Genomic DNA, 26259 nt, shown 5'->3' with positions numbered 1-26259 from the left:
TGTTTTTATTACATTACGAATTTTAGAATAAATCTTTAATCAATGAATCTGTAGATTGTTCTTTCGCACTCTTATAATTTTGATCTATTGTTAATGTTTCAATATTTTCAACTGCATTTTCTATCATTTCATCAAAATTAAATACACTTTCATATTTTACTACTTTGTCAAAATCCGGTTCAGTTACAGGATTTTTCGGAGTAAATATTGTACAACAATCTTCATAAGGTTGAATAGATGTTTCAAATGTACCGAGTTCTTTTGCTTTCTTAATAATGTCTTCTTTATCTAACGTTAATAGAGGTCTTAAAACAGGTGTAGCTGTGACATGATTAATAGCGTACATACTCTTTAGTGTCTGACTTGCTACTTGACCAAGATTCTCTCCATTTACGATGGCATTAGCATTTATTTGATGTACAACTTTATCAGATATACGCATCATCATTCTTCTTGTAGAAGTCATTGTATAACGAGGATGTACAACTTTATTAATTTGCTTTTGTATTTCTGTAAATGGTACGAGATGCAGCTTAATAGGACCAACACGTTCCGCTAAAATTCTTGTTAATTCGATAACTTTATCTTTAGCTTTTTCACTCGTAAATGGTGGACTATGAAAATGTATTGCTTCAACAGTTACGCCACGTTTCATTACTTCTATTCCTGCTACAGGAGAATCAATACCACCACTTAACATAAGTAATGTCTTACCTCCTGTACCGACTGGCAGTCCACCTGCACCAGCGATTACTTTTTCATAAATATAAATAGTATCCATTCTTACTTCTATTTTAATTTCATAGTCAGGATTTTTAACATTCACTGTTATATTATTATTTTCTTTTAGTATTGCTCCACCGACTTGACGTTGCAATTCATACGTATCCAATCGAAATGACTTATCAACGCGTTTTACATCTACCTTAAAAGTTGAACCTTTTACAAAGTCTTGAGATAACTGTATCGCTGATTGATTAATTTTCTCTTCGTTTTTATCAATTTTTATGACTGGACTGATTGATTTTATACCATAAACTTTAGATAAGCGGTGAATGATCTCATTTATGTCTGCTTCAGGGGATAATTCTATGTACATTCTATCCCTCTTTCCTTTGAGATGATAACCACGCAATGGAATAAGTGCGCGTTTCACATTGTCTTTAAGTTGATTAACAAACATTTTTCTATTCGTACCTTTAAGCGTAAGTTCTCCATATCTAACTAATAAATGATCAAATTGCATTACTTTAACAGCTCCTTAATTTCCTTATATACAGTTTCAAATGCATTCATAAAACTTAATATATCGTTTTCAGTCGTATGTGCCCCTAAAGAAATTCTTATACTACCTTCTATTTTTGACTCTGCAATTTCCATAGCAAGTAAAACCTCATTTAATTTATTCATCTTAGAAGAACAAGCACTTGTAGTTGAAACCATTACGTTTTGTTTGGAAAAAGCATTAACAAGTACCTCACCCTTAACACCTGGAAATCCTATATTTATAATGTGGGGTGATGCATTTTGAGGAGAGTTGATAAATACATTTTTGTATTCTGCTAAAAATGAAAGTAATTTATTTTTATAATTGCTTAAACGTAAATTAAGCTCGTATGTTTGATCAACAGCATTCTTTATAGCTCTAACCATAGAAATAGCCATTGGTAAATTAACTGTACCACTTCGTAAACCATATTCTTGTCCACCACCATGGACAATAGGTTCTATGTTTTGAATATTTTTTAAAAGTAATAGACCCTGACCTTTGAGTCCATTAAACTTGTGACCACTTAAACTTAAACTATCAACATGATTGATCTGCATAGGTACCTTACCTAAAGCCTGGACTGCATCAACATGAAAGTGTGCACGTGGGTAATTTTTTACAATATTTGCTATTTCTTCAATAGGTTGAATTTGTCCCATAATATTATTGACATACATACATGTCACAAGTCCTACTTTATCTGTCATTAATAATTTTAAGTGTTCTGTGTCCAACTTACCTTCTTTTGTCACATCAACATATTTTAATTTAAAACCTTTTTCCCTTTCCAAATACCTCATTACTTCCAAAACTGAGGGATGTTCTAAGACTGATGTGATAATCTCATTAGCAGTTTCTTTTTTCATATACGCAATACCTTTTAGCAGTATATTATTCGATTCAGTTGCGCCACTTGTGAAAATGATATCAAACTGATTATTTAAGCTTAATATACGATTGATTTCACTTTTTGCTTTCAATAATAATTGTTCGGCTTGAACCCCTGCATGATGAGGACTATTTGGATTGAAGTATAATGTTTGGTTCACTTTTACGAATGAATCAACAACATCTTGATCAGCTTTGGTAGTGGCTGCATTGTCTAAATAAATCACTGATAACACTTCTCTTTCAAATTTTAATTAAATCTTGTTTTAAAAATGAATTGCTTCACTATAAATTTACAAATTAAGATACTCAAGCATTATACTATTTTCTCACAAAATTAAAAGAGTGTGACCATGAATTTTAATTCACTACTAATAGAACACTAAAAAACCTGAGACATTCATTATTGTCTCAGGTAATTCTGATGCATGGAGAGTCGATGACTGCAGAAAGTTACATTTATACTAATCTTTGACTCTATCAATTATGATTAAAATAAGATAGTAAATCTCAAGTAGATTTACCTCACAGTTGTATAATATTTATACACAAATTACTATTCTTTAATCACTTGCTCTTCAATATGTTTGGTAATACCAGGTTCAACACTTTCTAATGCTTCTTCGGCTATCTCTATCGCACGTTTATATCGGTTATTTTTAAATAATCGTTCTGCTTCATTTAAGCTTTTATCAACATGATGATGATCCTTACGATATCTATTACCATATTGGATAAGTTTTTCTGCGTATACAGCATTTACAAGTACATCGTTAGCTTCATCTTCAAATGTATTCATTTGAATAACAATTTTTGCTACTTTATCCTTTAGTTGTTTAACATGAATTGGACGTTCGCTAAATTGATCATTTACTTCTCTTACTTCATTATCAATTTCATTTTTCATGATAATGAAACGTTCTGGAACGCTAGTTAAATTAGAAGCTAATAAACGTCGGTATACTTCTTCTTTCTTAGATTGTACTCTTAATAAATTATCTTCTGCTTCAGCTTCATCTTCGCGTAATTGAATGAGATGATTTTGAAGTTTATCTTGTTCTTTGTTAATCACAGATACATGATCTTCAAGGTACTGTAAATTATCTTGTACTTCACTATAACGTACCGCAGATTTAGAAGTTTCTTTTAAAATATCATCATAAACTGAGATGAGACTTTGAATTTCATTTTCAAATTGTCTTACACTTTGAGCATCTGATTCATTAATATGGTAATTTTCACGAACATATTCAATTTCGGTTTGTAATGTATAGTTCATATCTTTGGCTTTAAATAAGTCATCAGTAATGATATCTTTCGTTTCTTCAACTTCATTTTTAGCTTTTACTTCATATTCAATAAGATCATACATTTCATCTAATTTATCATTAATATTTTCAAGTTTATTGTTAGCTTCATCTAATTCTAATCGACTAATCATTGGTTCAACAAAACTTAATTCTGTCTTAAGACTTTGTATTGTACCATCGACTTTGACATGATCTAAATCATAGCCTTCAACCTTTAAGTCTCTGCATCCATATTTTAAATCTTGAAACTGTCCTGGTAATTCTTTTTGAGTTTCTCGAATTAATTCTGGAATTTCATCCATATAAAATTTTAAATTTTTAATTTGATCCTGTAAAGCAGCAATGTGATTATGGGCTTGAACATAGTTACCTTCACTTTTTAAACTCTCATATTCATTTAACTTAGGCTCATAATTTTCGATTTCATTTTCAAGTGGTTCAGCTGCTTCACCAAATTGATGACGATTTGCTAATACATCACGTTTCATTTCACGATAGTCAACTTTACACTTTTCATACAATGCTTCATTTTCTTTATGTAAGTTTATAATGTCGTCCACTTGAGTTACTTGATGCTGATAATTCTTTTCGTATTGATCCATTAATTCGTGAGCATCATCAATTTCAGTTTGTGCTGCTGTGAATTTAAATTTCTCTAAAAACTCTTCAGCATTTTGAATTTTTTCTTCTACTGGAGCTAAGTATTTATTTGTAGTTTCTGTGTTGTCTTTTTTCATTGCATCATACTTAGTCTTTGTTTCACCTTTTAAATTTAAACCAGTAAGTTTTCTTAGGTTATCATCTAAAGGTAATTGTTCAATTTCGTTCTTACGCTCTTCTGTTTTTTCAATTAAATTTCTTTTGTTTGAGCGCATATAAAACAATACGCCAATAGCAATTAAAATAACTACTAATATTGCTAATATGATAAATAACACCATATACTTCTCCTCCTATTTTATCATCTTACATTATAACGTAATTTTGTGCGTCGTTAAATCACAAAATCAATTAATTGATAGATTATTTTTAAAAGCTTATACTAAATTAAAAATTGTAGTAACGAGGTATGACGATGACAATGAATATTCCAACAAATTATAAACTGATATCAAAACAACTTGCTAGTTTAATCGAAGATGAAAAGAATTTAATTGCAATATTAAGCAATACTTCTGCTCTTCTTAACGATACAATTGATCATATTAATTGGGTAGGTTTTTACCTTATTGAAAATAAGGAGCTTATTCTTGGACCATTTCAAGGCCATCCTGCCTGTGTACATATCGCTATCGGCAAAGGGGTTTGTGGCACTGCCGTTTCATCTGGTGAAATACAACGTGTTAAAAACGTCCATCAATTCCCTGGTCACATAGCTTGTGACGCAAATAGTCAATCAGAAATTGTTATTCCATTACATCAAAACGGCCAGATTATCGGAGTATTAGATATTGACGCTCCTATAAAAAATAGATTTTCACAAGATGATCAAGAAGGACTTGAATCTATTGTAAAAACTTTAGAAAAACAACTCAATCAAATTTAAAATAATCTTGACACTTTCTTTTAAAATGATAAAATAGGCTTTGTGTGAATTAACGAAAATAGCAGTTATATATTATCTAGCTCTATGTTGTTCCCAATGTGGACGTGTCGCGTAACTGTCGCTATAAGGTGAAGACACATAAAACAATATATCTCGATAAGCATGTAACACTCTTTTTTGTTTTTTCATAACAACAAAAAAGAAAAAGGAGGAGTCTCACATGGCTCGATTCAGAGGTTCAAACTGGAAAAAATCTCGTCGTTTAGGTATCTCATTAAGCGGTACTGGTAAAGAATTAGAAAAACGACCATACGCACCAGGACAACATGGTCCTAACCAACGTAAAAAATTATCAGAATATGGTTTACAATTACGTGAAAAACAAAAATTACGTTACTTATATGGAATGACTGAAAGACAATTCCGTAACACATTTGATATTGCTGGTAAGCAATATGGTGTACACGGTGAAAACTTCATGATATTACTTGCTAGTCGTTTAGATGCAGTTGTTTATTCATTAGGTTTAGCTCGTACACGTCGTCAAGCACGTCAATTAGTAAACCACGGTCACATTGAAGTAGATGGTGGACGCGTAGATATCCCATCTTACTCATTAAAACCTGGTCAAGTGATTACAGTTCGTGAAAAATCACAAAACTTAGATATTATTAAAGAATCTGTTGAAATTAACAATTTCGTACCAGAATATTTAGACTTTGATGCTGACAACTTAAAAGGTACTTTCGTTCGATTCCCTGAACGTAGCGAGTTACCAGCTGAAATCAATGAACAATTAATCGTTGAGTACTACTCAAGATAATCGATTTCTACTTTTTACACCCAATTCCAATTTTGGATTTGGGTGTTTTATTTTATGTAAAAATTTCTATCTTGTTTTAGTTTTCAAGTATTTAATTGTATGATGCATTTTGTTTAATAAAAACTGGGATATTAATCAATATTCCAGTTTTTATTAACAATGATCAATACTCAACTTAATTGAAAATACACTCTTATTTATTATTTTTTGAAGCAAGTTTTGATTGTACGTATTGAACTTCGCGTTCTATACTTACATTTTCTCTCATACTTATAGCTCGAATAAATCTTCAGGTACATCGGAAATAATACCGTCAACACCAATATCTACTAATTTTTGTGATTCTTTTAATTTATTTACAGTATAAGGTAATACTTTTAACTCTTCATCATGAGCAAGTTGCATAAATTTTTGCGAAACAATTTGATAATTTGGATTTGCATAATCAGCAACTTTGGCAATTTTTTTGAAATTCGGTAACTTGTGCCAATATTTTTTCTTACTAATTAATAAACCTAATTCATAATCTAAATTCATTGCCGACAATTTTTTTATACAATCAAAATCGAATGATTGTAAAATCACTTTAGATTTAGATATTTGTCTTTCCTTCAATTTATCAACGATCATATTTTCAATATTTGGATACTGACTAGGTTTTTTTATTTCTATTAATAATTTTTGCGAAAAGTTATCTGCTAAATCTAACACTTCATCAAAAGTCGGTATACTCTCCCCTTTAAATTTCTCTCCTTTATAGAAACCAAAATCTAATGCTTTTAATTCTTTTAAAGTAAAGTCAGAAACCTTGCCTTTACCATTTGACGTACGATCGATAGTATCATCATGTATAACGACAAGCTCTTTATCTTTTGTGTAATGTACATCAATTTCCAACATATCTATATGTAACATGAGCGCATGTCGATAAGCGATTAAAGTATTTTCAGGATAATCTTCAGGTAATCCTCTATGCGCTACGATTTGGAAATGTTGATTTGGACGTCGAATTTTCATCAAAGTCACCTTTCTTTTAAACTTATTTAATTTGCCCTAAACTTAAATTACCATAATTAAATTGGAGGTCAATTCATATGGTTAAACATGATTTTAAAGTTAAAACTGAGTGGCTAGGTGGACGCGAAGAAGTAGGTAAACTTCGAGGAGATATTATCAATGAAAATATATCCATCCCCTCTTCACTCGGTGGCAAAGGAAAAGGCACAAATCCAGATGAATTACTAGTAAGTGCAGCATCATCTTGTTACATTATTTCACTCGCTGCAACACTAGAAAAGAGTGGTTTTACTAATGTAAAAATTAATCAACAGTCAATAGGTACAGCCTCATTTGAAAATAAAAAATTTAAAATGGAACGTATTACACATTATCCCTCAATTGAAGTGCCCTCTTCTCAAACAGAAAAGCTTAAAAGTATTTTAGATAAATTATTAGTGATTGCAGATAAAAATTGCATGATATCTAATGCAATACGGAATAATGTCATTATTTCAATTGAGCCTAATTTAATATAAATCATATAGCTATCACAAATTTTAAACATGTAAACGTTTTAATTATGTGATAGCTATTTAATAAGGGTTTTAAATATTCAGAATTTTTGCTAAAATAAATAAATCTTATTGTGGGAGGAATGTACAATGCAGTATTACCAACCTTTATTATTAACACCTGGACCAACTCCTGTACCGGAACAAATCTTGAGTGCCGTACAATTACCAATGGTAGGTCATCGTTCTACTGACTTTGAGGAAATTGCTAGTGAAGCATTTAAAGGTTTAAAGCCAGTATTTGGTAGCAAAAACGAAGTACTTATTCTTACATCTAGTGGCACTAGCGTATTAGAAGCAAGTATGCTTAACATCGCAAATCCTGAGGATCATATTGTGATAATTGTTTCTGGTGCATTCGGAAATCGCTTTAAACAAATCGCACAAACTTATTATAATCATGTACATGTATATGATGTTAACTGGGGTGAAGCTGTAGTAGTTGATGACTTTATTAATTATTTAAAGCAATTAAATGTACCAGTCACTGCAGTATTCACTCAATTTTGTGAAACGTCTACTAGTGTCATACATCCAGTTCACCAATTAGGTCATGCACTTAAAGCTTTTGATAATTCCTTATATTTTATTGTTGATGGTGTAAGTTGTATCGGTGCAGTGGATGTTGATTTAACAAAAGATAAAATCGATGTATTAGTTTCGGGAAGTCAAAAAGCTATCATGCTACCACCAGGTCTAGCATTTGTTGCTTATAGTGATAGAGCAAAAAAACGATTTGCTGATGTAGAAACACCAAGATTCTATTTAGATTTAAATAAATACATCAAATCACAAGAGCAAAATTCAACGCCCTTCACACCTAATGTTGGTCTATTTAGAGGAATAAATGCTTATGTAGAACTTGTAAAAAAAGAAGGATTAAATCACGTTATTTCACGCCATTTTAAAATACGGGATGCCTTAAGAACGGCACTAAAAGCACTTGAATTAGAATTATTAGTAAAAGATGATGCTCATGCCTCACCTACTGTAACCTCATTTGTTCCAAAAAATCAAGAAGAACTTAATATCATTAAAAATCAACTTAAATCTCAATTCAATATAACTATTGCTGGAGGACAAGGTCACTTAAAAGGACAAATTTTGAGAATTGGTCACATGGGAAAAATATCTCCTTTTGATATTTTAGCAGTCGTGTCTGCATTGGAAATTATTTTAACTTCTAATAGAAATGTCAATTATATTGGAAAAGGGATAACTCAATTTATGGAGGTTATTGGACATGAGTCATAAAATATTAGTATCAGACCCAATTTCTGAGGATGGTTTACAAAGTATTTTAAAACATCCAGAATTTGAAGTAGATGTACAAACAGATTTATCTGAGAATGATTTAGTAAATATGATTTTAACATATGAAGCTCTTATCGTACGAAGTCAAACCCAAGTAACAGAGCGAATTATTAACGCTGCAACAAATTTGAAAGTCATTGCAAGAGCTGGTGTAGGCGTGGATAATATTAATATAGAAGCAGCGACTTTAAAAGGTATTCTAGTAATTAATGCTCCCGATGGTAATACAATTTCTGCTACAGAACATTCAGTAGCCATGTTGCTAGCAATGGCACGAAATATTCCTCAAGCACACCAATCTTTACGTAACAAAGAATGGAACCGTAAAGCATTTAGAGGTGTTGAACTTTATGACAAAACGTTAGGTATTATCGGTGCTGGTAGGATTGGTTTGGGTGTCGCTAAACGTGCTCAGAGTTTCGGTATGAAAATTTTAGCTTTCGATCCTTATTTGACAGAAGATAAAGCGAAGTCATTAGATATTCAAATTGCAACTGTTGATGAAATTGCCGAAAAATCTGACTTTGTAACAGTTCACACGCCATTAACACCTAAAACTCGAGGAATTGTTGGATCATCTTTCTTTAATAAAGCTAAACAAAATTTACAAATCATAAATGTTGCCAGAGGGGGGATTATAGATGAAACTGCACTTATTGAAGCATTGGATAATAACTTAATAGATCGTGCAGCTATTGACGTATTTGAACATGAACCTCCTACTGATTCTCCCCTCATTCAACATGATAAAATTATCGTCACACCGCATCTTGGCGCCTCAACTGTAGAAGCCCAAGAGAAGGTTGCAGTCTCTGTATCTGAAGAAATAATTGAAATTCTAACTAAAGGGAATGTGGAGCATGCCGTGAATGCTCCAAAAATGGATTTAAGTAAAGTTGATGAAACAACGCAAAGCTTTATAGGTTTAAGTACAACTATTGGTGAGTTAGCTATTCAGCTCCTCGATGGTGCTCCAAGTGAAATTAAAGTTAAATATGCTGGTGACTTAGCTCAAAATAACACTAGTTTAATTACAAGAACAATTATAACGAACATCTTGAAAGAAGATTTAGGTAATGAAGTCAATATTATTAATGCATTAGCAATACTTAACCAACAGGGTGTCACCTATAATATAGAAAAACAAAAGAAACATTCTGGCTTTAGTAGTTACATTGAGCTAGAACTAGTTAATGATCAGGATAAAATTAAAATTGGCGCAACGGTATTCGCAGGTTTTGGGCCAAGAATAGTACGTATTAATGATTACTCACTTGATTTTAAACCTAACCAATATCAATTAGTGACATGCCATAAAGACAAACCTGGTATAGTAGGCCAAACAGGAAACCTATTGGGAAGTCACGGAATTAATATTGCGTCAATGACTTTAGGCCGTAACGATGCAGGTGGAGATGCTTTAATGATTCTTTCTATTGATCAACAAGCAAGTGAGGAAGTTATAAAAATTTTAAATGAAACAAGCGGATTTAACAAAATTATTAGCACTAAGTTAACAATTTAATTAATTACTTTCGTCTTTTTATAAACCAATAAAAATGCCTCAGATTGAAATTAATATACAATCTGAGGTCATTTTTTGTCTATAATAAAATTTTTCGAATCTTAGTTATATCTTCTACTACATAATCTGCTCCATTTGCAACTAATTCAGCGTGAGCAGCTTTACCTTTTAAACCAGTTAAAGTACCAATGAACGTTGCTCCTATCTTCTTCGCACTTAATAAATCAGCTAAAGAGTCACCTACTATGTAGACCTCATCTTTATTTACGATATCTTCTTGATTTGTCGCATATCGTTCATATTGGTCGTTATAATTTCCATTTAAAGTAGCGATGTAACTAAATGGGTTAGGTTTTCCTAAAGGTTGATATTGAGGAAATTGCTTCTCTGCTAGCAACACCTCACTTGCCGTTACGATATGTTCATCTTTAAAATAAGATTTTAATCCCAATGATTGAAATGGAATTATTGTTTCAGTTCGTGGTCTTCCAGTTGCTATCGCAATTTGATATCCCGCTTCTATTAGATTTTGAAGTAATAATTGAATTTCATCTATAGGTTTAAGAATGACCTCATCATAAATGAAACCTTTCTTAAAATCTTGAATATCTTTTTTATATTCAACTTGATTAAACAAAACTTTTCCTAAATACCATTCTTGATATATATCTTTTGCTAATGTCCATAAGGAACTTTTCAATTTAAATAAACTAGTGTTGTTAAGTTCTAATTGATTTTTAGCGTAAACTTCCAAATCTTCGTAAATAGCATCTTTACCATTTCTAAACGAAGCTATCACATCATAAGGTAAGCTATAATTTATCGTTTTATCAGTTAAATACTTTGCTATTTCCTTTAAAGTCTCTTTGGTAAACAATGATTCATCAAGTAATTGCTCTCGTAATGATGGTTTTAATTGTTTAGCTTTATCAATTAAATGAATACTAAATACAATAAATAGCATATCCCAATTTGAATTTAAACCTAGTGACTTTAGTTGATTTAGTATTCGGTCATGATTGAATACGTTTTTACGTATTTTGTTTATATCGTTTTCAGTTAAATTACCATCAAAATGAATATCTATACCACAATTTAAGAAATCTGGACTCGATAAAAGTTCAGCTACAGTAATTGCTGAAACATCAAAACATCGTTCCTCACTTAAAAATACGCCATCTACATCAAATAATATAGCCTTCATGCCTTACCCCTTTCATTTCAGAAAATTCTGATATAACTATATTACATGGTTCAATTAAAAAGGGCAAACTCATTACGAGCCAGCCCTTTCACATACTAATTCATTTGGCGATCCATTTCATTGGCAACTTGTTGTACGTGTGTTCCAATAATCACTTGGGTATAATGCTGTCCATTTTGAGTTATACCAATAGCTCCAGCATTTTTAATTTTCTGCTCATCTATAATTGAATTGTCTTTAAGCTCCAATCTAAGTCTTGTTGCACAATGATTTAAACTAATAATATTTTCTTTACCACCTAATCCATCTAAAATACGTTTAGCATTTTGATAATATTTACTTGTAGTGGTTTTGTTCTGTAATACTTCCATTTCAGAAGTATCATTTGATGTTGGATCGATAAGTTCATTATCTCCCCTTCCTATAGTATTTAAATTAAAGACTTGTATGACAACTCTAAAGATAACGTAATAGATAATAAAAAAGACTACACCCTGCAACAATAACATCCAAGGGTGATTAGATATCGGATTAACTAATGAAAGCACATAATCTATAAGACCTGCACTAAATGAAAAACCTGCTGTCCATTGAAACATTGCTGCTATAAATAATGATAATCCAGTTAAAACTGCGTGAATAACAAATAAAACTGGAGCTACAAACATGAATGCAAACTCTATAGGTTCTGTTACACCCACAAAGAATGCCGAAACTGAACTTGCTAAAAACCAAGCATAAACTTGTTTTTTTTGATTCGTCTTCGCAGTATGATACATCGCCAAAGCTGCTGCCGGTATACCAAACATCATAACTGGGAAAAATCCTGCTTGGTATCTGCCAGTAATTCCCTTAATAGCATTTTTACCACTTTGAAATTTACCTATGTCATTTATTCCAGCAGTATCAAACCAAAATACATTGTTGAGCGCATGATGCAACCCAGTAGGTATTAATAATCTATTAAAAAAACCATATAATAATGCACCGAATGGCCCCATACCAACAATCCACTTACCAAAAGTAACTATGCCATTAAAAACTGGAGGCCAAATCAATAATAAAATAACCGCTAAAATTGTACAAAAGAATGCTGTCATGATTGGAACAAGTCGTTTCCCACTGAAGAATGATAAGGCCATAGGTAAATTCGTTTCACTAAATTTGTTATAACTATATGCAGCAATCAAACCTATAATAATTCCTACAAACACATTTCCATTATTCATTTGACTAAATGCTAAATCAATCTTAGATTCTTTAATTTGTAATAAAGTTGCTAATTTTTCTGGAGATAGTACTACCGTAACTATAAAAAAACCTAACGCTGCTGCTAATGCTACTGCGCCATCGTTCTTCTTAGCCATACCGATAGCTACACCAATAGCAAATAATATACCTAATTGCTCTAATATAGTGATCCCAACACTTGTAAAAAAGAGAGCAGCTTGAGGCAGTATGTTTAAAGCATCTAAAGTATGACCTATACCTACAATTATTGCAGCTGCTGGCAGAACAGCTACAGGTAACATGAGAGATCTACCCAAATGTTGCAAAAATTTATACATTTATATCATCCCTTATTTTTATTATCAAACGTTAAAACACTGCAATGCAAAATCGTTTTCTATACCATACATTAAAGTCAAATTATTTACTCTAGAAAAATAATTATCCACTTTAATGTAAACGCTTAATTATAATCTAAAAGAAAGAACGTCTATACAAATCATTTAATTGTACGACGTTCCTCAATAGTAATGATATCTATATTACTCTATTTCTTTAAACTACGTGAAATTTCATTAAGTTCTTTTTGTAATTGAGTTGTGCGTCTTTCAATTTCTTTGGTTAGGAAATCAACTTTCTCATTACGTTTCAAATCCTTTGGAATATCATCCATCTCAATTGGTTTACCGATTTTGATTAATGCTTGACCTGTAATCAAACCATGAATTTTTTTGGGACCCACATAAGCCGCTGGTAAGATAGGCGCCTTCCCTAGCATTGCTATAGTAGCTGCACCACGTTTTAATGGGGCTCCCTCTACTGAAGTACGATGACCAGTCGGGAAAATACCTATAGTTTTATGTTCTTTAAGTAAATTCACTGGTTTTTTTAATGTACTTGGACCAGGATTTTCTCTATCAACTGGAAATGCATTTAGTGATTTCAAAAATTTGCCAGCCCACTGATTCCTAAATAATTCTTTTTTAGCCATATAATGGATTTGATTAGGGAGTAATGCCATTCCTAACATGATTACTTCGTTATAACTTTCATGCGTACAAGTTACAACATATTTACTATCTTTAGGTATATTTTCCTTACCAATAACATATAATGATTTAGACATTTTCACTAAAATAACATCTAAAATCTTACTTATAAAATTGTACATAATGTCACCTGCTTATTTTCTTTATCATAATGATTTTATCACTATCAAATTCATAGAACAATACAACACATGTTTTCTTTAGTCATTTGATAACTATAGCACTGAAATAAATAACAATATGACTACAAAGTTATTTTTATCAAGCATTGATTCTTCCAAATCTTAAAGACAACAATAGCATTTATGATAATACTCCTAAAGTCGTATAGTTGATTGCTAGCAAATTTTATACAAACGATACATAATAGTAATACAGACTACAAATTATGGAGGTAACAAATGTCAGAACAAGAAAAGAATCAACACCACTATCGAAATTCTTCACAGAAGCGACACACTTTTCCATGGATTAAAACAATTATTGTTGCAATAATCGCTGGAATTATTGGAGCACTTCTCGTCTTAGGTATTGGTAAACTCCTTAATAAAACTGGTTTTAACAATGAAGGTGCTACTGTTCATCAAGTTTCAAATAGTCATGGTGGCAATCAGTTAGATGGTAAAAGTAACCAATACAAATCAGTACATGACATGATTAAAGACGTTTCTCCCGCAATTGTCGGCGTAATAAACATGCAAAAATCTACAAACCTTGATGATCTATTCAATGGTAAGGCATCTAAATCAAAAGAAGCGGGGATTGGTTCCGGCGTGATTTATCAAATAAGTGATGGTTCCGCATATATCGTTACAAATAATCACGTTGTTGATGGTGCTTCGGAAATTAAAGTTCAACTACATAATACAAAACAAGTAGATGCCAAATTAATAGGTAAAGATGCCCTAACAGATATTGCTATTCTAAAAATAAAGGATACAAAAGGAATAAAATCAATTCAATTTGCTAATTCATCAAAAGTTCAAACTGGCGATAGTGTTTTTGCAATGGGTAATCCACTAGGATTAGAATTTGCAAATTCTGTTACATCAGGAATTATCTCAGCTAACGAACGTACAATTGATGCCAATACTTCTGCTGGTAATACTAAAGTTAATGTTTTACAAACAGACGCTGCAATAAATCCTGGTAATTCAGGTGGTGCATTAGTAGATATTAACGGAAATCTCGTTGGTATCAATTCTATGAAAATCGCTGCAGCACAAGTAGAAGGTATAGGTTTTGCTATACCTAGTAATGAAGTTAGAGTGACCATTGAACAACTCGTTAAGCATGGTAAAATCGAACGACCTTCAATCGGTATAGGTCTTATAAACTTAAGTGATATTCCTGAAAACTATCGTAAAGAACTACATACTCATAAAGACAAAGGTGTTTATGTAGCTAAAGTAGACAGTGATAATGCCATTAAAAAAGGTGATATTATTACTGGAATAGATGGTAAACAAATAAAAGATGATACAGATTTAAGAACTTATTTATACGAAAGCAAAAAACCAGGTGAAATGGTTACTCTAAAAGTTATCAGAGATGGTAAGACACAAGATATTAATGTGAAATTAAAAAAACAAGCATCTGCACCTGAATCATCTCAATCACAAAGTCAATTTGCTCAATAAAATATTTTCACTTTATACTTATTGATTTTAAGCTATTTTAGTTGACCGATTTTAAATAAAAACTCTGAGTATACTTCATTGTAAGAGATACTCAGAGTTTTACTTTTATAGTTATTCCTTTTTAAATAAATCTTTTAATTTTTACAATATACATAGAATATTTTTATATAATCAAATAATTTTTTGTCATTTATGATTGGTAATTAACCATGAAATATTTTTTCTTTCCACGTCGAATTATTGTAATTTCATCTTCAATGAGGTCTTTACTACTTAACTCATAATCTACTGATTGTTGACGTTCACCATTAATATATATTGCACCGTTGTTTACATCTTCACGAGCTTGACGTTTAGATGAAGCAATACCTGTTTCAATAAGTGCTTCAATTATATTTGTCGTTTTTGTAGATAACGTTACTTGAGGTACATCTTTAAACCCTTCTTTAAGTTCTTTAGCAGATAACGATTTTAAATCTCCACTAAACAGTGCTTTTGAAATGCGTATAGCGTCTTTTAAAGCTGCTTCTCCATGAATAAATTTCGTCACATTTTCAGCTAGTGCTTTCTGTGCTTCACGTAAGTGAGGCGCTTCATTTTTTGATTGTTCTAATCGATTAATTTCTTCTTTTTCTAAAAAAGTAAAATATTTTAAGAATTTAATTACATCTTCGTCAGATTGATTAATCCAAAATTGATAAAATTCATATGGACTTGTCTTTTCAGGATCTAACCACACAGCTCCAGACTCTGATTTACCAAATTTCTTCCCATCCGATTTAGTTACTAATGGGATTGTTAGTCCATATGCTTCAGTTTGTCCATACATTCGTCGCATTAATTCAATACCACTTGTAATATTACCCCATTGATCGGAACCGCCTACTTGAATTTTACAATTTAACTCACGATTTAAATAACCAAAATCAATAGCTTGTAAAATCGTATAAGTAAATTCTGTATAAGAGATACCATGTTCTAAACGAGTTTGAATAGAATCTTTTCCTAGCATATAGTTAACGCCTACATGTTTACCATAATCTCTAAGAAAACTGATCAACGAAATTTGACCAAGCCAATCTTTATTATTGACTAATTGTGCCCCTTTATCACTGTCAAATTCAAATAATCGATGCATTTGATTAGACAGGCCTTTGACGTTAGCTTCAACTTGTGATTCTGTTTGTAACACACGCTCTTCAGACTTTCCAGAAGGATCACCTATCATACCAGTACCTCCACCAATTAAGACGATAGGACGATGCCCATGTTCTTGGAATCGTCTTAATGTTAAAAAAGGTAACAAGTGACCAATATGTAAACTATCAGCTGTAGGGTCTGCGCCGCAATATAATGTGACCTGTTCCTTATTTAATAATTCTTCGATACCTTCTTCATCTGTCTGTTGATAAATTAACCCTCTCCATTTTAAATCTTCTATTAAAGCATTAGTCATTGATAAAATCCTCCTAATTTTTTAAATTAAAAAAGTTAAAGATATTTAATAAATATAGTGATTTATCCAAACCTATTAAAAAGCGCCCCTACAAAAATGTAAGGGCGCTTATGCACGGTACCACCATACTTAGATAGAGTTCGTTACTCATAAATATCTCTATTAATGATACGTTCATTAATAAAACGTTGAATAATAAAAATAGCAAGGTGTATTCACCAATAAGAAACTACTAGTTCACAGCCACCACTAGTTCTCTTTAAGCTTTCTCAAAAGTTACTTGTCCTTTATATTCAAAACATATTGAATTGAATATTATTATAGTTAACATTATTTTAAAAGTCAAATTTCAAGATGTGGTATACTATATCTAACTTTAGGAGGTATCTAATGCATTTCAACAAGTATCAAATACTAACTACAGATAAATATACTAAATTTGAACATTTATATAAAAAAGTCAAACATATATGTGTCATGATTTTTTTGGTGTTTTTTTTGATTGGTTTTATCATACTGTTGTCATTAGTATTTTACTTCCAACAATTAACAAAAGATGCTTCGTCAATAAGTGATAAAGATTTGAAAGCAAAAATCCTTCATATACCTGGCGATGAGCTAATAAATCATAATAATCAAATTTTGGAAGAATATGATCATTCACAAAATACACTTATAGTTGGACCGAACCATGTAAATTCAAATATTATACATGCACTTACAGCCTCTGAAGATACATTATTTTATAAACATAACGGTATCATGCCTAAAGCACTTTTAAGAGCGATGCTTCAAGATATCACAAATTCAAACCAATCTTCTGGTGGTAGTACGATCACGCAACAATTAGTAAAAAATCAAGTGCTCTCAAACAAAAAAACTTATAGTCGTAAAGCAAATGAAATTATCTTGGCTACACGGGTCGAAACTTTATTATCAAAAGATGAAATCATATATACGTATTTAAATATCGTTCCTTTTGGTCATGACTACAACGGTGCCAATATAACTGGTATATCTTCCGCTTCATATAGTCTGTTTGGTATACCTGCAAAAGATTTGAATGTTGCACAATCAGCGTATCTCATTGGCTTACTGCAAAGTCCATATGGCTATACGCCTTATGACGAACATGGCAAAATAAAGCCTCACCATCTTTTAAAATTGAGCATGAAACGTCAACAATACGTACTTAAACGAATGCGTGTTGAAGGAAAAATTTCTAAACAACAATACAAAAATGCTGAAAAATACAATATTAAACAGCACTTGCTGAAACAATCGAAAGACGAATAAAAATCAAATATATTTATCAAAATTTTTGTAATAAAAAGAGAGCGAGCAATATTTATTAACAACACTGACTCACTCTCTTTTCTATTTTCTTAGAAAAGACCTATTGCTTTACCATCATCAGTAACATCCATATTTAGTGCAGCTGGTTTCTTCGGTAAACCAGGCATAGTCATTATAGCACCTGTTAATGCAACGATGAATCCAGCGCCTGTTTTAGCTTCAAGTTCTCTAATTGTTATTTCAAAATCATTTGGGGCACCTAACAATGTCTGATCATCACTAAATGAATATTGAGTTTTAGCCATACAAATCGGATATTCATCCCAGCCATTCTCTTTAAATTGCTTTAATTGCTTTTGTGCTTTACTACTGAAATTTACTTTTGAACCTCCATAAATTTCTTTAACAATCGTTTCAATTTTAGCTTCGAGTGGTTGTTTTAAATCATATAAAGGCTTAAAGTTTTGAGGTTCCTGCATTACATCGAACACTTGATTAGCAAGTTCAATTCCACCTTCTCCACCTTTTTCCCATACTTCTGTTAAAGCAATACGTACTTGATTATCTTTAGCCCATTGTTTCACACAAGCTGTTTCAGAAGCTGTATCATGAATAAATGCATTTAAAGCTACTATGGGTTCGACCCCGTATTTTTTAATATTATTCACATGTCTTTCAAGATTAACGAGTCCCGCTTCAACTGCCTCTATATTCTCATGTTGAAGTTGGTCTTTTGCAACACCACCATGCATTTTTAAAGCACGAATCGTTGCTACAACAACAACTGCTGAAGGATCGAAACCTGCTTCGCGAGCTTTAATGTTCATAAACTTTTCGGCACCTAAATCTGAACCAAATCCTGCTTCTGTAACAACAATATCTGATAAGTTTCTTGCAGTTTCAGTTGCTAATATAGAGTTACAACCATGAGCAATATTGGCAAAAGGGCCTCCGTGAACAAGAGCTGGAGTTCCCTCAATTGTTTGAACCAAATTTGGTTTAATCGCATCTTTAAGTATTAAAGTTAATGCACCTTCTACTTTCAAATCAGAAACTGTTATCGGTTTGTGATGACGTGTATAACCAATGGTAATTCGACTTATTTTTTCTTTTAAGTCTTTGATATTTCGGCTTAGACATAAAATAGCCATTATCTCTGACGCAACTGTTATATTAAAACCATCTTCTCTAGGTACTCCGTGAGTTGGACCACCTAATCCTACGTTAACATGACGTAACGCACGATCATTCATATCTAAAACACGTTTCCATTCAATTCTTCGTTGATCAATTCCTAATTCATTTCCTTGATGTAGGTGGTTGTCGATAAATGCAGAAAGTGCATTGTTTGCAGTAGTAATTGCATGAAAATCACCATTAAAATGTAAATTAATATCTTCCATAGGAAGTACTTGAGCATAACCACCACCAGTTGCGCCTCCTTTAATACCAAAAGTTGGTCCTAAGGCAGGTTCTCGTAATGCAACGGTAACATTATGATTCAACTTGTTAAATGCATCAGCTAAACCTACAGTTACTGTGGATTTTCCTTCACCAGCAGGTGTTGGGCTCATAGCAGTTACTAATACGACTTTCCCTTTTTTCTCCTGTTCTTGTATCTGATTAATATCTATTTTAGCTTTATAGTGGCCGTATGGTTCTAAAGCGTCCTCAGTAATTCCTACTTTTCTTGCAATTTCACTTATTGGTTTAAGTTTTGATAAGTTTGCTATTTCTAAATCTGATAAATGTGCCAAAATATTCAGCCCCTTGATTATATATAATTAACGAGTTATATGAATCATGATAACCGACTTACATTTAAATGTCGAATATTTTAATGTATTTAGTACTAAAAGTTCGTCATTTAAGAAATGCTCATGCTATTCGTATTCTGGATACATAAGAAATTTTGCAAAAGTTACACGAATCACAAAACTTGTAATTCGTTGATAATATGATAATCATATTCATCCATAAAATTAATAAATATTTAATTGTAATAACAAGAACAATTACAAAGTTATTCCTTAGTAATATCTGTTAAAGTGAATTTATATAGAAAAATTGAATGATTTAGATACAATAAAAGAATATGAAAAACACTCTATAATGAAAATATTTTTTTCACTATAGAGCATTAATCTAGATATCTAATATGTCACTCATTATTTTTACTGAGTTGTCCCACGATATTCTATTCTATGAGGCAATATGACATTAGGATTTTCAATTTCTTCATCATTCATGTATTTAGTCAGTAATCTCATTCCAACAGCACCAATATCATACAATGGTTGAATAACACTAGATAACTGTGGTCTCACCATTTCAACTAAACGTGTATTGTTAAAGCTAATAATCTGTAAATCTTCAGGTACTTTCACACCAGCGTCTTGTGCACTATGTAATATACCAATTGCTTGCTCATCACTGATACAAAGAACAGCATCTGGTAAATTCGATTGTAATTGTTCAAATGTTTTTATACCTGATTTGTAACTTTCATTGCCAGATAAATGTAATGTATCGTCTAATTTTAGTTGATGCTGACTTAAAACATTTTTAAGACCCTCTAAGACATCATCTTGTGCCTTTATAGAATATTCTCCACCTATTAAAGAAAAAGTTTTAGCACCCTTCTCTATAAGATATTGTGTTGCTTCTTCGGCTGCTTGTTTAAAATCAATATTTACAGATGCAATATGATCATCCTTACCATCCGTTCCAGAAACTACGACTGGTACAGATGATTGATTAATAAGACTTTTAATTTCTTCAGAAATAGTTCCACCTAAGAAAATAATACCGTCGACTTGTTTACTTAATAAATTATTAAAAATTTCTTTTTCTTTTTCTGGATCATTATCTGAGTTTGAGATAATTGAGTGATATTTGTACATTGTTGCAATATCTTCTAAACCTCTTGCAAGTTGAGAGTAATAAACATTTGAAATATCTGGAATAATAACTCCGACCGTCGTTGTACGTTTACTTGCAAGACCTCTTGCAACTGCGTTAGGTCGATAGTTTAACCTTTTAATGACTTCATTTACTTTATTACGTGTTTCTGGTTTAACATTCTGGTTTCCATTTACTACACGTGAAACAGTTGCCATTGATACCCTGGCCTCTCGGGCTACATCATAAATTGTAACTGTCATAACTTCCTCCTTGTAAACGTTTTATTTGTTATTATAACGTGTTTTCATATCATTTTCAAAGTTTATCATATTTGTATAGTTTGTGAAATCATTTTATGTTTTTGTCACAATTCTGTTAAAAACTTCGTTACATTTAATATTTTTCATGTGATTTTTTATTAATGAGTTGGTATAAATAAAATTTCCCATAGCTCAAAATATATAGAACTATGGGAAATTATTACTTATTTAATTGTATAACGATACATTGATCTACTATTTCAGTTTCTTCGAATTGTACATATCAGCAAGTGGTTTTAATTCATGATAAAATTGATTGAATTCATTAAGATCCATTTGTTGACCAGCATCACTTAAAGCAACAGAAGGATCTGGATGAACTTCGGCCATAACTCCATCAGCACCAACGGCTAAAGCCGCTTTCGCTGTCGGTAACATAATATCTTTTCTACCTGTACTATGCGTTACATCAACCATAACAGGTAAATGTGTTCCTTGCTTTAAAATAGGTACAGCTGAGATATCTAATGTATTTCTAGTTGCTTTTTCGTATGTACGAATACCTCTCTCACATAAAATAATATTTCGGTTACCTTGTGAAGCAATATATTCAGCTGCATAGATAAATTCTTCTATCGTTGCTGATAAACCACGTTTCAATAAAATAGGTTTGTCTGTACGACCAGCTTCTTTAAGCAACTCAAAATTTTGCATGTTTCTAGCACCAATTTGGAAAACATCCAAATAATCTGAAGCGATTTCGAAATCATTTGGATTAACTATTTCACTTACTACATTTAAGTTATATTTATCTTTAACATTTTTCAAAATTTTAAGACCTTCTACTCCAAGACCTTGGAAATCATAAGGAGAAGTTCTAGGCTTAAACGCTCCACCACGAATAAATTTCTCACCTTTGGCCTGCAAATCTTGTGCTACAGCATCAACTTGTTCTTGTGATTCTACAGAACAAGGACCAAATACAAATGATTTATTACCATCACCAATGATTCCGCCATTATCAAATTTAACAATCGTATCTTCAGGTTTCAATTTACGTGATACATAAAGATGTTTTTCATTTTCTGATTTTTGTAAATCTGTAGAGGCTTTAAAAATTTCTTTAAATAATTGCTTAATCACATTGTCGTTAAATGGACCTTTATTTTTATCTAATAGCTGATTAATCATTTCCTTTTCACGCTGAGGATCATATACTCGTGTACCTTGCTTAATTTTTTCTTCACCAATTTTCTGTGCTAATTCTCCTCGCTTCGATAGTAATTCTAATATTTGATCATTTAAGGAAACAATTTCTTCTCTATACTGTTCTAGTTTATTCGTCATTTCTACTCACCTCTAAGATATAGTTCCGCATAAAGTATGTTACTTTAAAGCGATAAAATTAAAAATATTCAAATCTAATTTTAACAATTTCACATTTATAGTTCAAGCGTTAATTTACAGAAAATACTAAATCTTCTGTAAATTTATGTAAATAATAATTTATTAAATAATGACATTCCAATATTATTTAAATGTTAAAAGAGATAGGAACGAACTGAATATAAATTCGTCGTCCTACCTCTAGATGTCTGATATTATTTAAATATCTAAAATTAAAGTGAAATAATATCTTAAATTAATGACTTACATTTAAAATTTAACATAATAATTACAATAGTTTATAAATCGTGTTAAGTAGATAAAGAATATAACTTTTACAATGTTCAATACACTTCATTGTACTCTTTATCATTGTTAATATTTAACACTCGAGATTAATCATTAAATGTTCGTTTTTCAATTTTGCTACTAGTTTTTTCTACTTTTTGCTGTTTATTGCGTTTGTTTTGATTAGGTGTATGTTGCTGTTTGCCTTCGGAATCCTCTTTAGTTGCTGTGATGTTTTTAGTCTGATTAGCATTTTTTTGGATGTGTGAATTATTTGAATTTTGTTTAGATTCAGTAATAAGTGTAGGGATACGCTTCAATTTTGTTTGAGCTTTAGCAATTGATGGTTCTTTTAACAATGATTCTGTAAGTTGTGTTTCTTTAGAACCATTTGTGAGCTTAGATTTTTTCTCTTTTGCTGCCTGTGCTAAGCGATAAGCATCTGAATTAGTACCTGATGCTTGAGATTGATTTAAATTAGTTACAAGATTTGGAACATCAGAGTTATTTGAATGTTTTATAGATTCTTCTTGCATTAGGTTTTTCGTGTTACTAGCAACTTTATTATTGTTATTTATTTTATCTCTTTTTGCTTTTGCCGCTGCAGCTAATTTTTCTGTTTCAGTTTCTGACTTACTTTTAGTATCTTCTACACTTGCAGATGGGTTTGCTAAATTATGGCTACGTACTTCTTCTTTAACTGCCGTTTGAGCAATTGCAATTTCTTCAGCAGAAGGTTCTTTCTCACTATCTATGTGTGTCATAGATGTTTTATTGTTTGAATCAACTTCACTTTTAGCTTCTTGAATTGCCTGAGCTTCTGGTGATTCATCCGCTAAATGCGTTTCGCGTTGTATCGCATTTTGTTGAGCTGCTAATTCTGTTGCTGATGGTCTCACACCATCCGCTTTTTTTGTTTCTTTTTTTGCTTCTTGAATTGCTTGAGCTTCCGGTGATTCATCCGCTAAATGCGTTTCGCGTTGTATCGCAGCTTTTTGAGCTTGTAATTCATCTGCATGTATATTATCTTTGGAATCATTTTTTAATTGCTCAACTTTAGATTTAACAGAAAACATTGTATCTTCCGCTCGTTGTTTATAGTCTTCAACTTTACTGCGTAAATCTTGTTCTTTTTCTTTCAATTCATCCGTTTTTTTATATATTTTATTTTTATAGTACAATCCAACAGCAGAACCTACTATCGCACTTGCTATGAAACTAACTACGAAATCCTTGCGTTTCAATGAGTTAGATTGTGAACGAGATGAGCGATGATACAATTCTTCGCTTGTATGGCTTTTCTCGAAATTATCACGATTATAATGTTTCATAAACTTTCCTCCTAAAACAAAAGCACTTAAATAAGTAAAAGCCTCATTTAAGTGCATTTGTCATTAAATAGTATTAATTATTTATTAACACGAGAATTGTAGCTATGATTTGCATCATCTGCTACAGTGTTTGTTTTGTAGTTTGCACTTCCTCTACGATTGTATCTGTTTTGCCATTTGTCAGCAATCTCCATTGCAACATTTGACCACTGTACAACTTGAGAAATTTTATCTTCATTTTGAGAAATATTGTGCGTAATTGAGTTTGTAACTCTATCTACAGATCCATTTAAGTTTTGTACTGAGTCTCCAATGCCCTTAACAGCATCAACTACAGAATTTAAACGATCAACTTTACCTTGAATATCTTCAGTTAAGCGATTCACTTTATGAAGTAAATCAGTCGTTTCACGAGTAATACCTTGAACTTGGCCTTCAACACCATCCAGTGTTTTAGCCACATAGTCTAAATTCTTTTTAACAGAAATAAGTACCACGACGATACCGATACATAGAATTAAAAACGCTATCGCAGCGATGATTCCTGCAATTGGTAAAATCCAATCCATTAAAAACGCCTCCTAATTACCATAAAATAAAAGTCATTAATATTTAATACCCATGATGCTTTTATATAAACATATTAAAAATCATTTTTTACGCCTAATTTTTCAAAATAAGCTTTTAGTAACTTTTGAATGTCACCTGCGCCCATAAATAAAATTACAGCGTTATCAAATTTTTCTAATACGTCAATACTATTTTCATCTATAAGCGTCGAGCCGTCAATACGATTGATTAAATCTTTTATAGTTAAATCTCCCGTATTTTCTCTTATTGAACCGAATATTTCACATAAAAATACTTGGTCTGCCTTATTTAAACTCTCAGCAAATTCGTTTAAAAATGCTTGAGTTCTTGAGAACGTATGTGGTTGAAAAACGGCAACAACATCTTTTTGTGGATATTTTTTTCGCGCTGTCTCAATTGTAGCACTAATTTCTCTTGGATGGTGTGCATAATCGTCTACTAATACTTGATTTGATACTTTTGTTTCATTAAAACGACGTTTTACACCACCAAATGTTATCAGGGCTTCTTTAATATTCTCTACATTCATGTCTTCTAAATAACTAATTGCTATTACAGCAAGTGCGTTTAGAATGTTGTGATTTCCAAATTGTGGGGATAAGAATTGATCATAAAATTCACCTTGAATATATACATCAAATTGCGTACCCTTTTCAGTAATTTGAATATTTTTAGCATAGATGTCATCTGTTTCTTTAAAGCCATAATAATAAACCGGAATATCCACATCTAATTTACGTAAATATTCATCATCACCCCAAGCAATAATTCCTTTTTTAACATTTAACGCCATATGTTGGAATGCATCATAAACATCATCGATATTTTTAAAATAATCTGGATGGTCAAAATCAATATTAGTCATAATTGCATAATCAGGATGATAACTTAAGAAGTGCCTACGGTATTCACAAGCCTCAAAAGCAAAATAGTCACTTCCTGGTAGTCCCATACCTGTACCATCACCGATTAGGAATGAGGTCTTTTTATCTCCATTCATCACATGTGATAACAAACCAGTTGTAGACGTTTTACCGTGTGCGCCTGTAACAGCAACAGATGTATATTGATTTATAACATGACCAAGAAAGTCATGATACTTAATGACATCAAGCTTTAATTCATGTGCTTTAACAATTTCTTCATGATTATCAGGAAATGCATTACCTTGGATGACAACCATTTCTTTTGTAATATTATTTGCGTCAAAGGGTAAGATTTTTATCCCTTTATTTCTTAAGGCAACTTCTGTAAAAACGTAAGATTCTATGTCTGAACCTTGTACTTCATGACCGAGGTCATGCATGATTTGTGCTAATGAACTCATGCCTGAACCTTTAATTCCGACAAAATGATAGTGTGTCATTTCAATACTCC

General features: G+C 31.6%; 21 protein-coding genes. 7 read left to right on the top strand and 14 right to left on the bottom strand.

The window, feature by feature from the left end:
- Nucleotides 1-22: 22 nt before the first annotated feature.
- The 3 genes from thiI to ezrA all read right to left on the bottom strand — a co-directional run bounded on the left by thiI (nt 23) and on the right by ezrA (nt 4409).
- Nucleotides 23-1246, bottom strand: a complete 1224-nt coding sequence (gene thiI, locus HMPREF3241_RS04045) for a tRNA uracil 4-sulfurtransferase ThiI (RefSeq protein WP_002446676.1) — start codon at nt 1244-1246, stop codon at nt 23-25.
- On the bottom strand, nt 1246-2385 hold the full coding sequence (locus tag HMPREF3241_RS04040) for a cysteine desulfurase family protein (protein ID WP_002457826.1): 1140 nt from the start codon (nt 2383-2385) through the stop codon (nt 1246-1248). Before HMPREF3241_RS04040 ends, thiI begins: the two co-directional genes overlap by 1 nt.
- Nucleotides 2386-2714: 329 nt before the next feature.
- Entirely contained in the window at nt 2715-4409 is a 1695-nt protein-coding gene (ezrA, locus tag HMPREF3241_RS04035) for a septation ring formation regulator EzrA (protein WP_070853477.1), read from the bottom strand.
- 134 nt (nt 4410-4543) lie between these two features.
- Here ezrA and HMPREF3241_RS04030 point away from each other — a divergent pair, with 134 nt between their 5' ends.
- Nucleotides 4544-5014, top strand: coding sequence for a GAF domain-containing protein (locus tag HMPREF3241_RS04030; protein ID WP_002474952.1), 471 nt, complete (start codon nt 4544-4546; stop codon nt 5012-5014).
- A 220-nt stretch (nt 5015-5234) separates the two neighbouring features.
- Nucleotides 5235-5837 carry a 30S ribosomal protein S4 gene (rpsD, locus tag HMPREF3241_RS04025; protein WP_001830798.1) on the top strand — a complete coding sequence of 201 codons (603 nt, stop codon included), beginning with the start codon at nt 5235-5237 and terminating at the stop codon, nt 5835-5837.
- Between the two features lie 270 nt (nt 5838-6107).
- Here the strand turns inward: rpsD and HMPREF3241_RS04020 are convergent, their stop codons facing one another.
- Nucleotides 6108-6854: a glycerophosphodiester phosphodiesterase gene (locus tag HMPREF3241_RS04020; RefSeq protein ID WP_070853476.1), complete on the bottom strand. Its 747-nt coding sequence runs from the start codon at nt 6852-6854 to the stop codon at nt 6108-6110.
- Nucleotides 6855-6931: 77 nt separating this feature from the next.
- Between HMPREF3241_RS04020 and HMPREF3241_RS04015 the strand changes: the two genes are divergently transcribed.
- The 3 genes from HMPREF3241_RS04015 to serA all read left to right on the top strand — a co-directional run bounded on the left by HMPREF3241_RS04015 (nt 6932) and on the right by serA (nt 10247).
- A complete protein-coding gene (locus HMPREF3241_RS04015; RefSeq protein WP_060545911.1) occupies nt 6932-7372 on the top strand; it encodes an SACOL1771 family peroxiredoxin in 441 nt (146 codons plus the stop codon).
- A 126-nt stretch (nt 7373-7498) separates the two neighbouring features.
- Nucleotides 7499-8662: a pyridoxal-phosphate-dependent aminotransferase family protein gene (locus HMPREF3241_RS04010; RefSeq protein WP_070853475.1), complete on the top strand. Its 1164-nt coding sequence runs from the start codon at nt 7499-7501 to the stop codon at nt 8660-8662.
- Nucleotides 8652-10247 (top strand): phosphoglycerate dehydrogenase, encoded by a 1596-nt coding sequence (serA, locus tag HMPREF3241_RS04005; RefSeq protein ID WP_070853474.1) that lies wholly within the window; start codon nt 8652-8654, stop codon nt 10245-10247. Before HMPREF3241_RS04010 ends, serA begins: the two co-directional genes overlap by 11 nt.
- A 79-nt stretch (nt 10248-10326) precedes the next feature.
- On the opposite strand, the gene HMPREF3241_RS04000 is transcribed toward serA, so the two are convergent.
- The 3 genes from HMPREF3241_RS04000 to HMPREF3241_RS03990 all read right to left on the bottom strand — a co-directional run bounded on the left by HMPREF3241_RS04000 (nt 10327) and on the right by HMPREF3241_RS03990 (nt 13852).
- On the bottom strand, nt 10327-11451 hold the full coding sequence (locus HMPREF3241_RS04000; protein ID WP_070853473.1) for an HAD family hydrolase: 1125 nt from the start codon (nt 11449-11451) through the stop codon (nt 10327-10329).
- A 95-nt stretch (nt 11452-11546) separates the two neighbouring features.
- Entirely contained in the window at nt 11547-13019 is a 1473-nt protein-coding gene (gene nagE, locus HMPREF3241_RS03995; RefSeq protein WP_002446686.1) for an N-acetylglucosamine-specific PTS transporter subunit IIBC, read from the bottom strand.
- Between the two features lie 209 nt (nt 13020-13228).
- On the bottom strand, nt 13229-13852 hold the full coding sequence (locus HMPREF3241_RS03990; protein WP_002446687.1) for a lysophospholipid acyltransferase family protein: 624 nt from the start codon (nt 13850-13852) through the stop codon (nt 13229-13231).
- A gap of 279 nt (nt 13853-14131) precedes the next feature.
- Between HMPREF3241_RS03990 and HMPREF3241_RS03985 the strand changes: the two genes are divergently transcribed.
- Nucleotides 14132-15370 carry a S1C family serine protease gene (locus HMPREF3241_RS03985; protein WP_002446688.1) on the top strand — a complete coding sequence of 413 codons (1239 nt, stop codon included), beginning with the start codon at nt 14132-14134 and terminating at the stop codon, nt 15368-15370.
- 190 nt (nt 15371-15560) lie between these two features.
- Here HMPREF3241_RS03985 and tyrS read toward each other — a convergent pair whose 3' ends face one another.
- On the bottom strand, nt 15561-16826 hold the full coding sequence (gene tyrS / locus HMPREF3241_RS03980; protein WP_002446689.1) for a tyrosine--tRNA ligase: 1266 nt from the start codon (nt 16824-16826) through the stop codon (nt 15561-15563).
- Nucleotides 16827-17216: 390 nt separating this feature from the next.
- Between tyrS and HMPREF3241_RS03975 the strand changes: the two genes are divergently transcribed.
- Complete coding sequence (locus HMPREF3241_RS03975) at nt 17217-18122, top strand: transglycosylase domain-containing protein (protein WP_002446690.1); 906 nt, start codon at nt 17217-17219, stop codon at nt 18120-18122.
- Nucleotides 18123-18211: 89 nt separating this feature from the next.
- Here the strand turns inward: HMPREF3241_RS03975 and HMPREF3241_RS03970 are convergent, their stop codons facing one another.
- The 6 genes from HMPREF3241_RS03970 to murC form a co-directional block, all read right to left on the bottom strand.
- Nucleotides 18212-19879, bottom strand: a complete 1668-nt coding sequence (locus HMPREF3241_RS03970) for a formate--tetrahydrofolate ligase (RefSeq protein WP_002446691.1) — start codon at nt 19877-19879, stop codon at nt 18212-18214.
- Between the two features lie 417 nt (nt 19880-20296).
- Nucleotides 20297-21286 (bottom strand): catabolite control protein A, encoded by a 990-nt coding sequence (ccpA, locus tag HMPREF3241_RS03965; protein ID WP_002446692.1) that lies wholly within the window; start codon nt 21284-21286, stop codon nt 20297-20299.
- Nucleotides 21287-21541: 255 nt separating this feature from the next.
- The gene (locus tag HMPREF3241_RS03960; RefSeq protein WP_001830908.1) at nt 21542-22633 is read right to left on the bottom strand and encodes a bifunctional 3-deoxy-7-phosphoheptulonate synthase/chorismate mutase; all 1092 of its coding nucleotides are present in this window, start codon (nt 22631-22633) and stop codon (nt 21542-21544) included.
- 434 nt (nt 22634-23067) lie between these two features.
- Nucleotides 23068-24291 (bottom strand): YtxH domain-containing protein, encoded by a 1224-nt coding sequence (locus HMPREF3241_RS03955; RefSeq protein WP_002495713.1) that lies wholly within the window; start codon nt 24289-24291, stop codon nt 23068-23070.
- A 77-nt stretch (nt 24292-24368) separates the two neighbouring features.
- Nucleotides 24369-24860 (bottom strand): DUF948 domain-containing protein, encoded by a 492-nt coding sequence (locus HMPREF3241_RS03950; protein WP_001830868.1) that lies wholly within the window; start codon nt 24858-24860, stop codon nt 24369-24371.
- 74 nt (nt 24861-24934) lie between these two features.
- Nucleotides 24935-26248 (bottom strand): UDP-N-acetylmuramate--L-alanine ligase, encoded by a 1314-nt coding sequence (gene murC / locus HMPREF3241_RS03945; protein WP_002446694.1) that lies wholly within the window; start codon nt 26246-26248, stop codon nt 24935-24937.
- Between the last annotated feature and the right edge of the window lie 11 nt (nt 26249-26259).

Source organism: Staphylococcus sp. HMSC34G04, from assembly GCF_001838765.1.
In the GTDB taxonomy this organism is placed as follows: Bacteria; Bacillota; Bacilli; order Staphylococcales; family Staphylococcaceae; genus Staphylococcus; species Staphylococcus epidermidis.
Note: the sequence above shows the minus strand (reverse complement) of the source record. Positions and strands in the feature narration are given on the sequence as shown.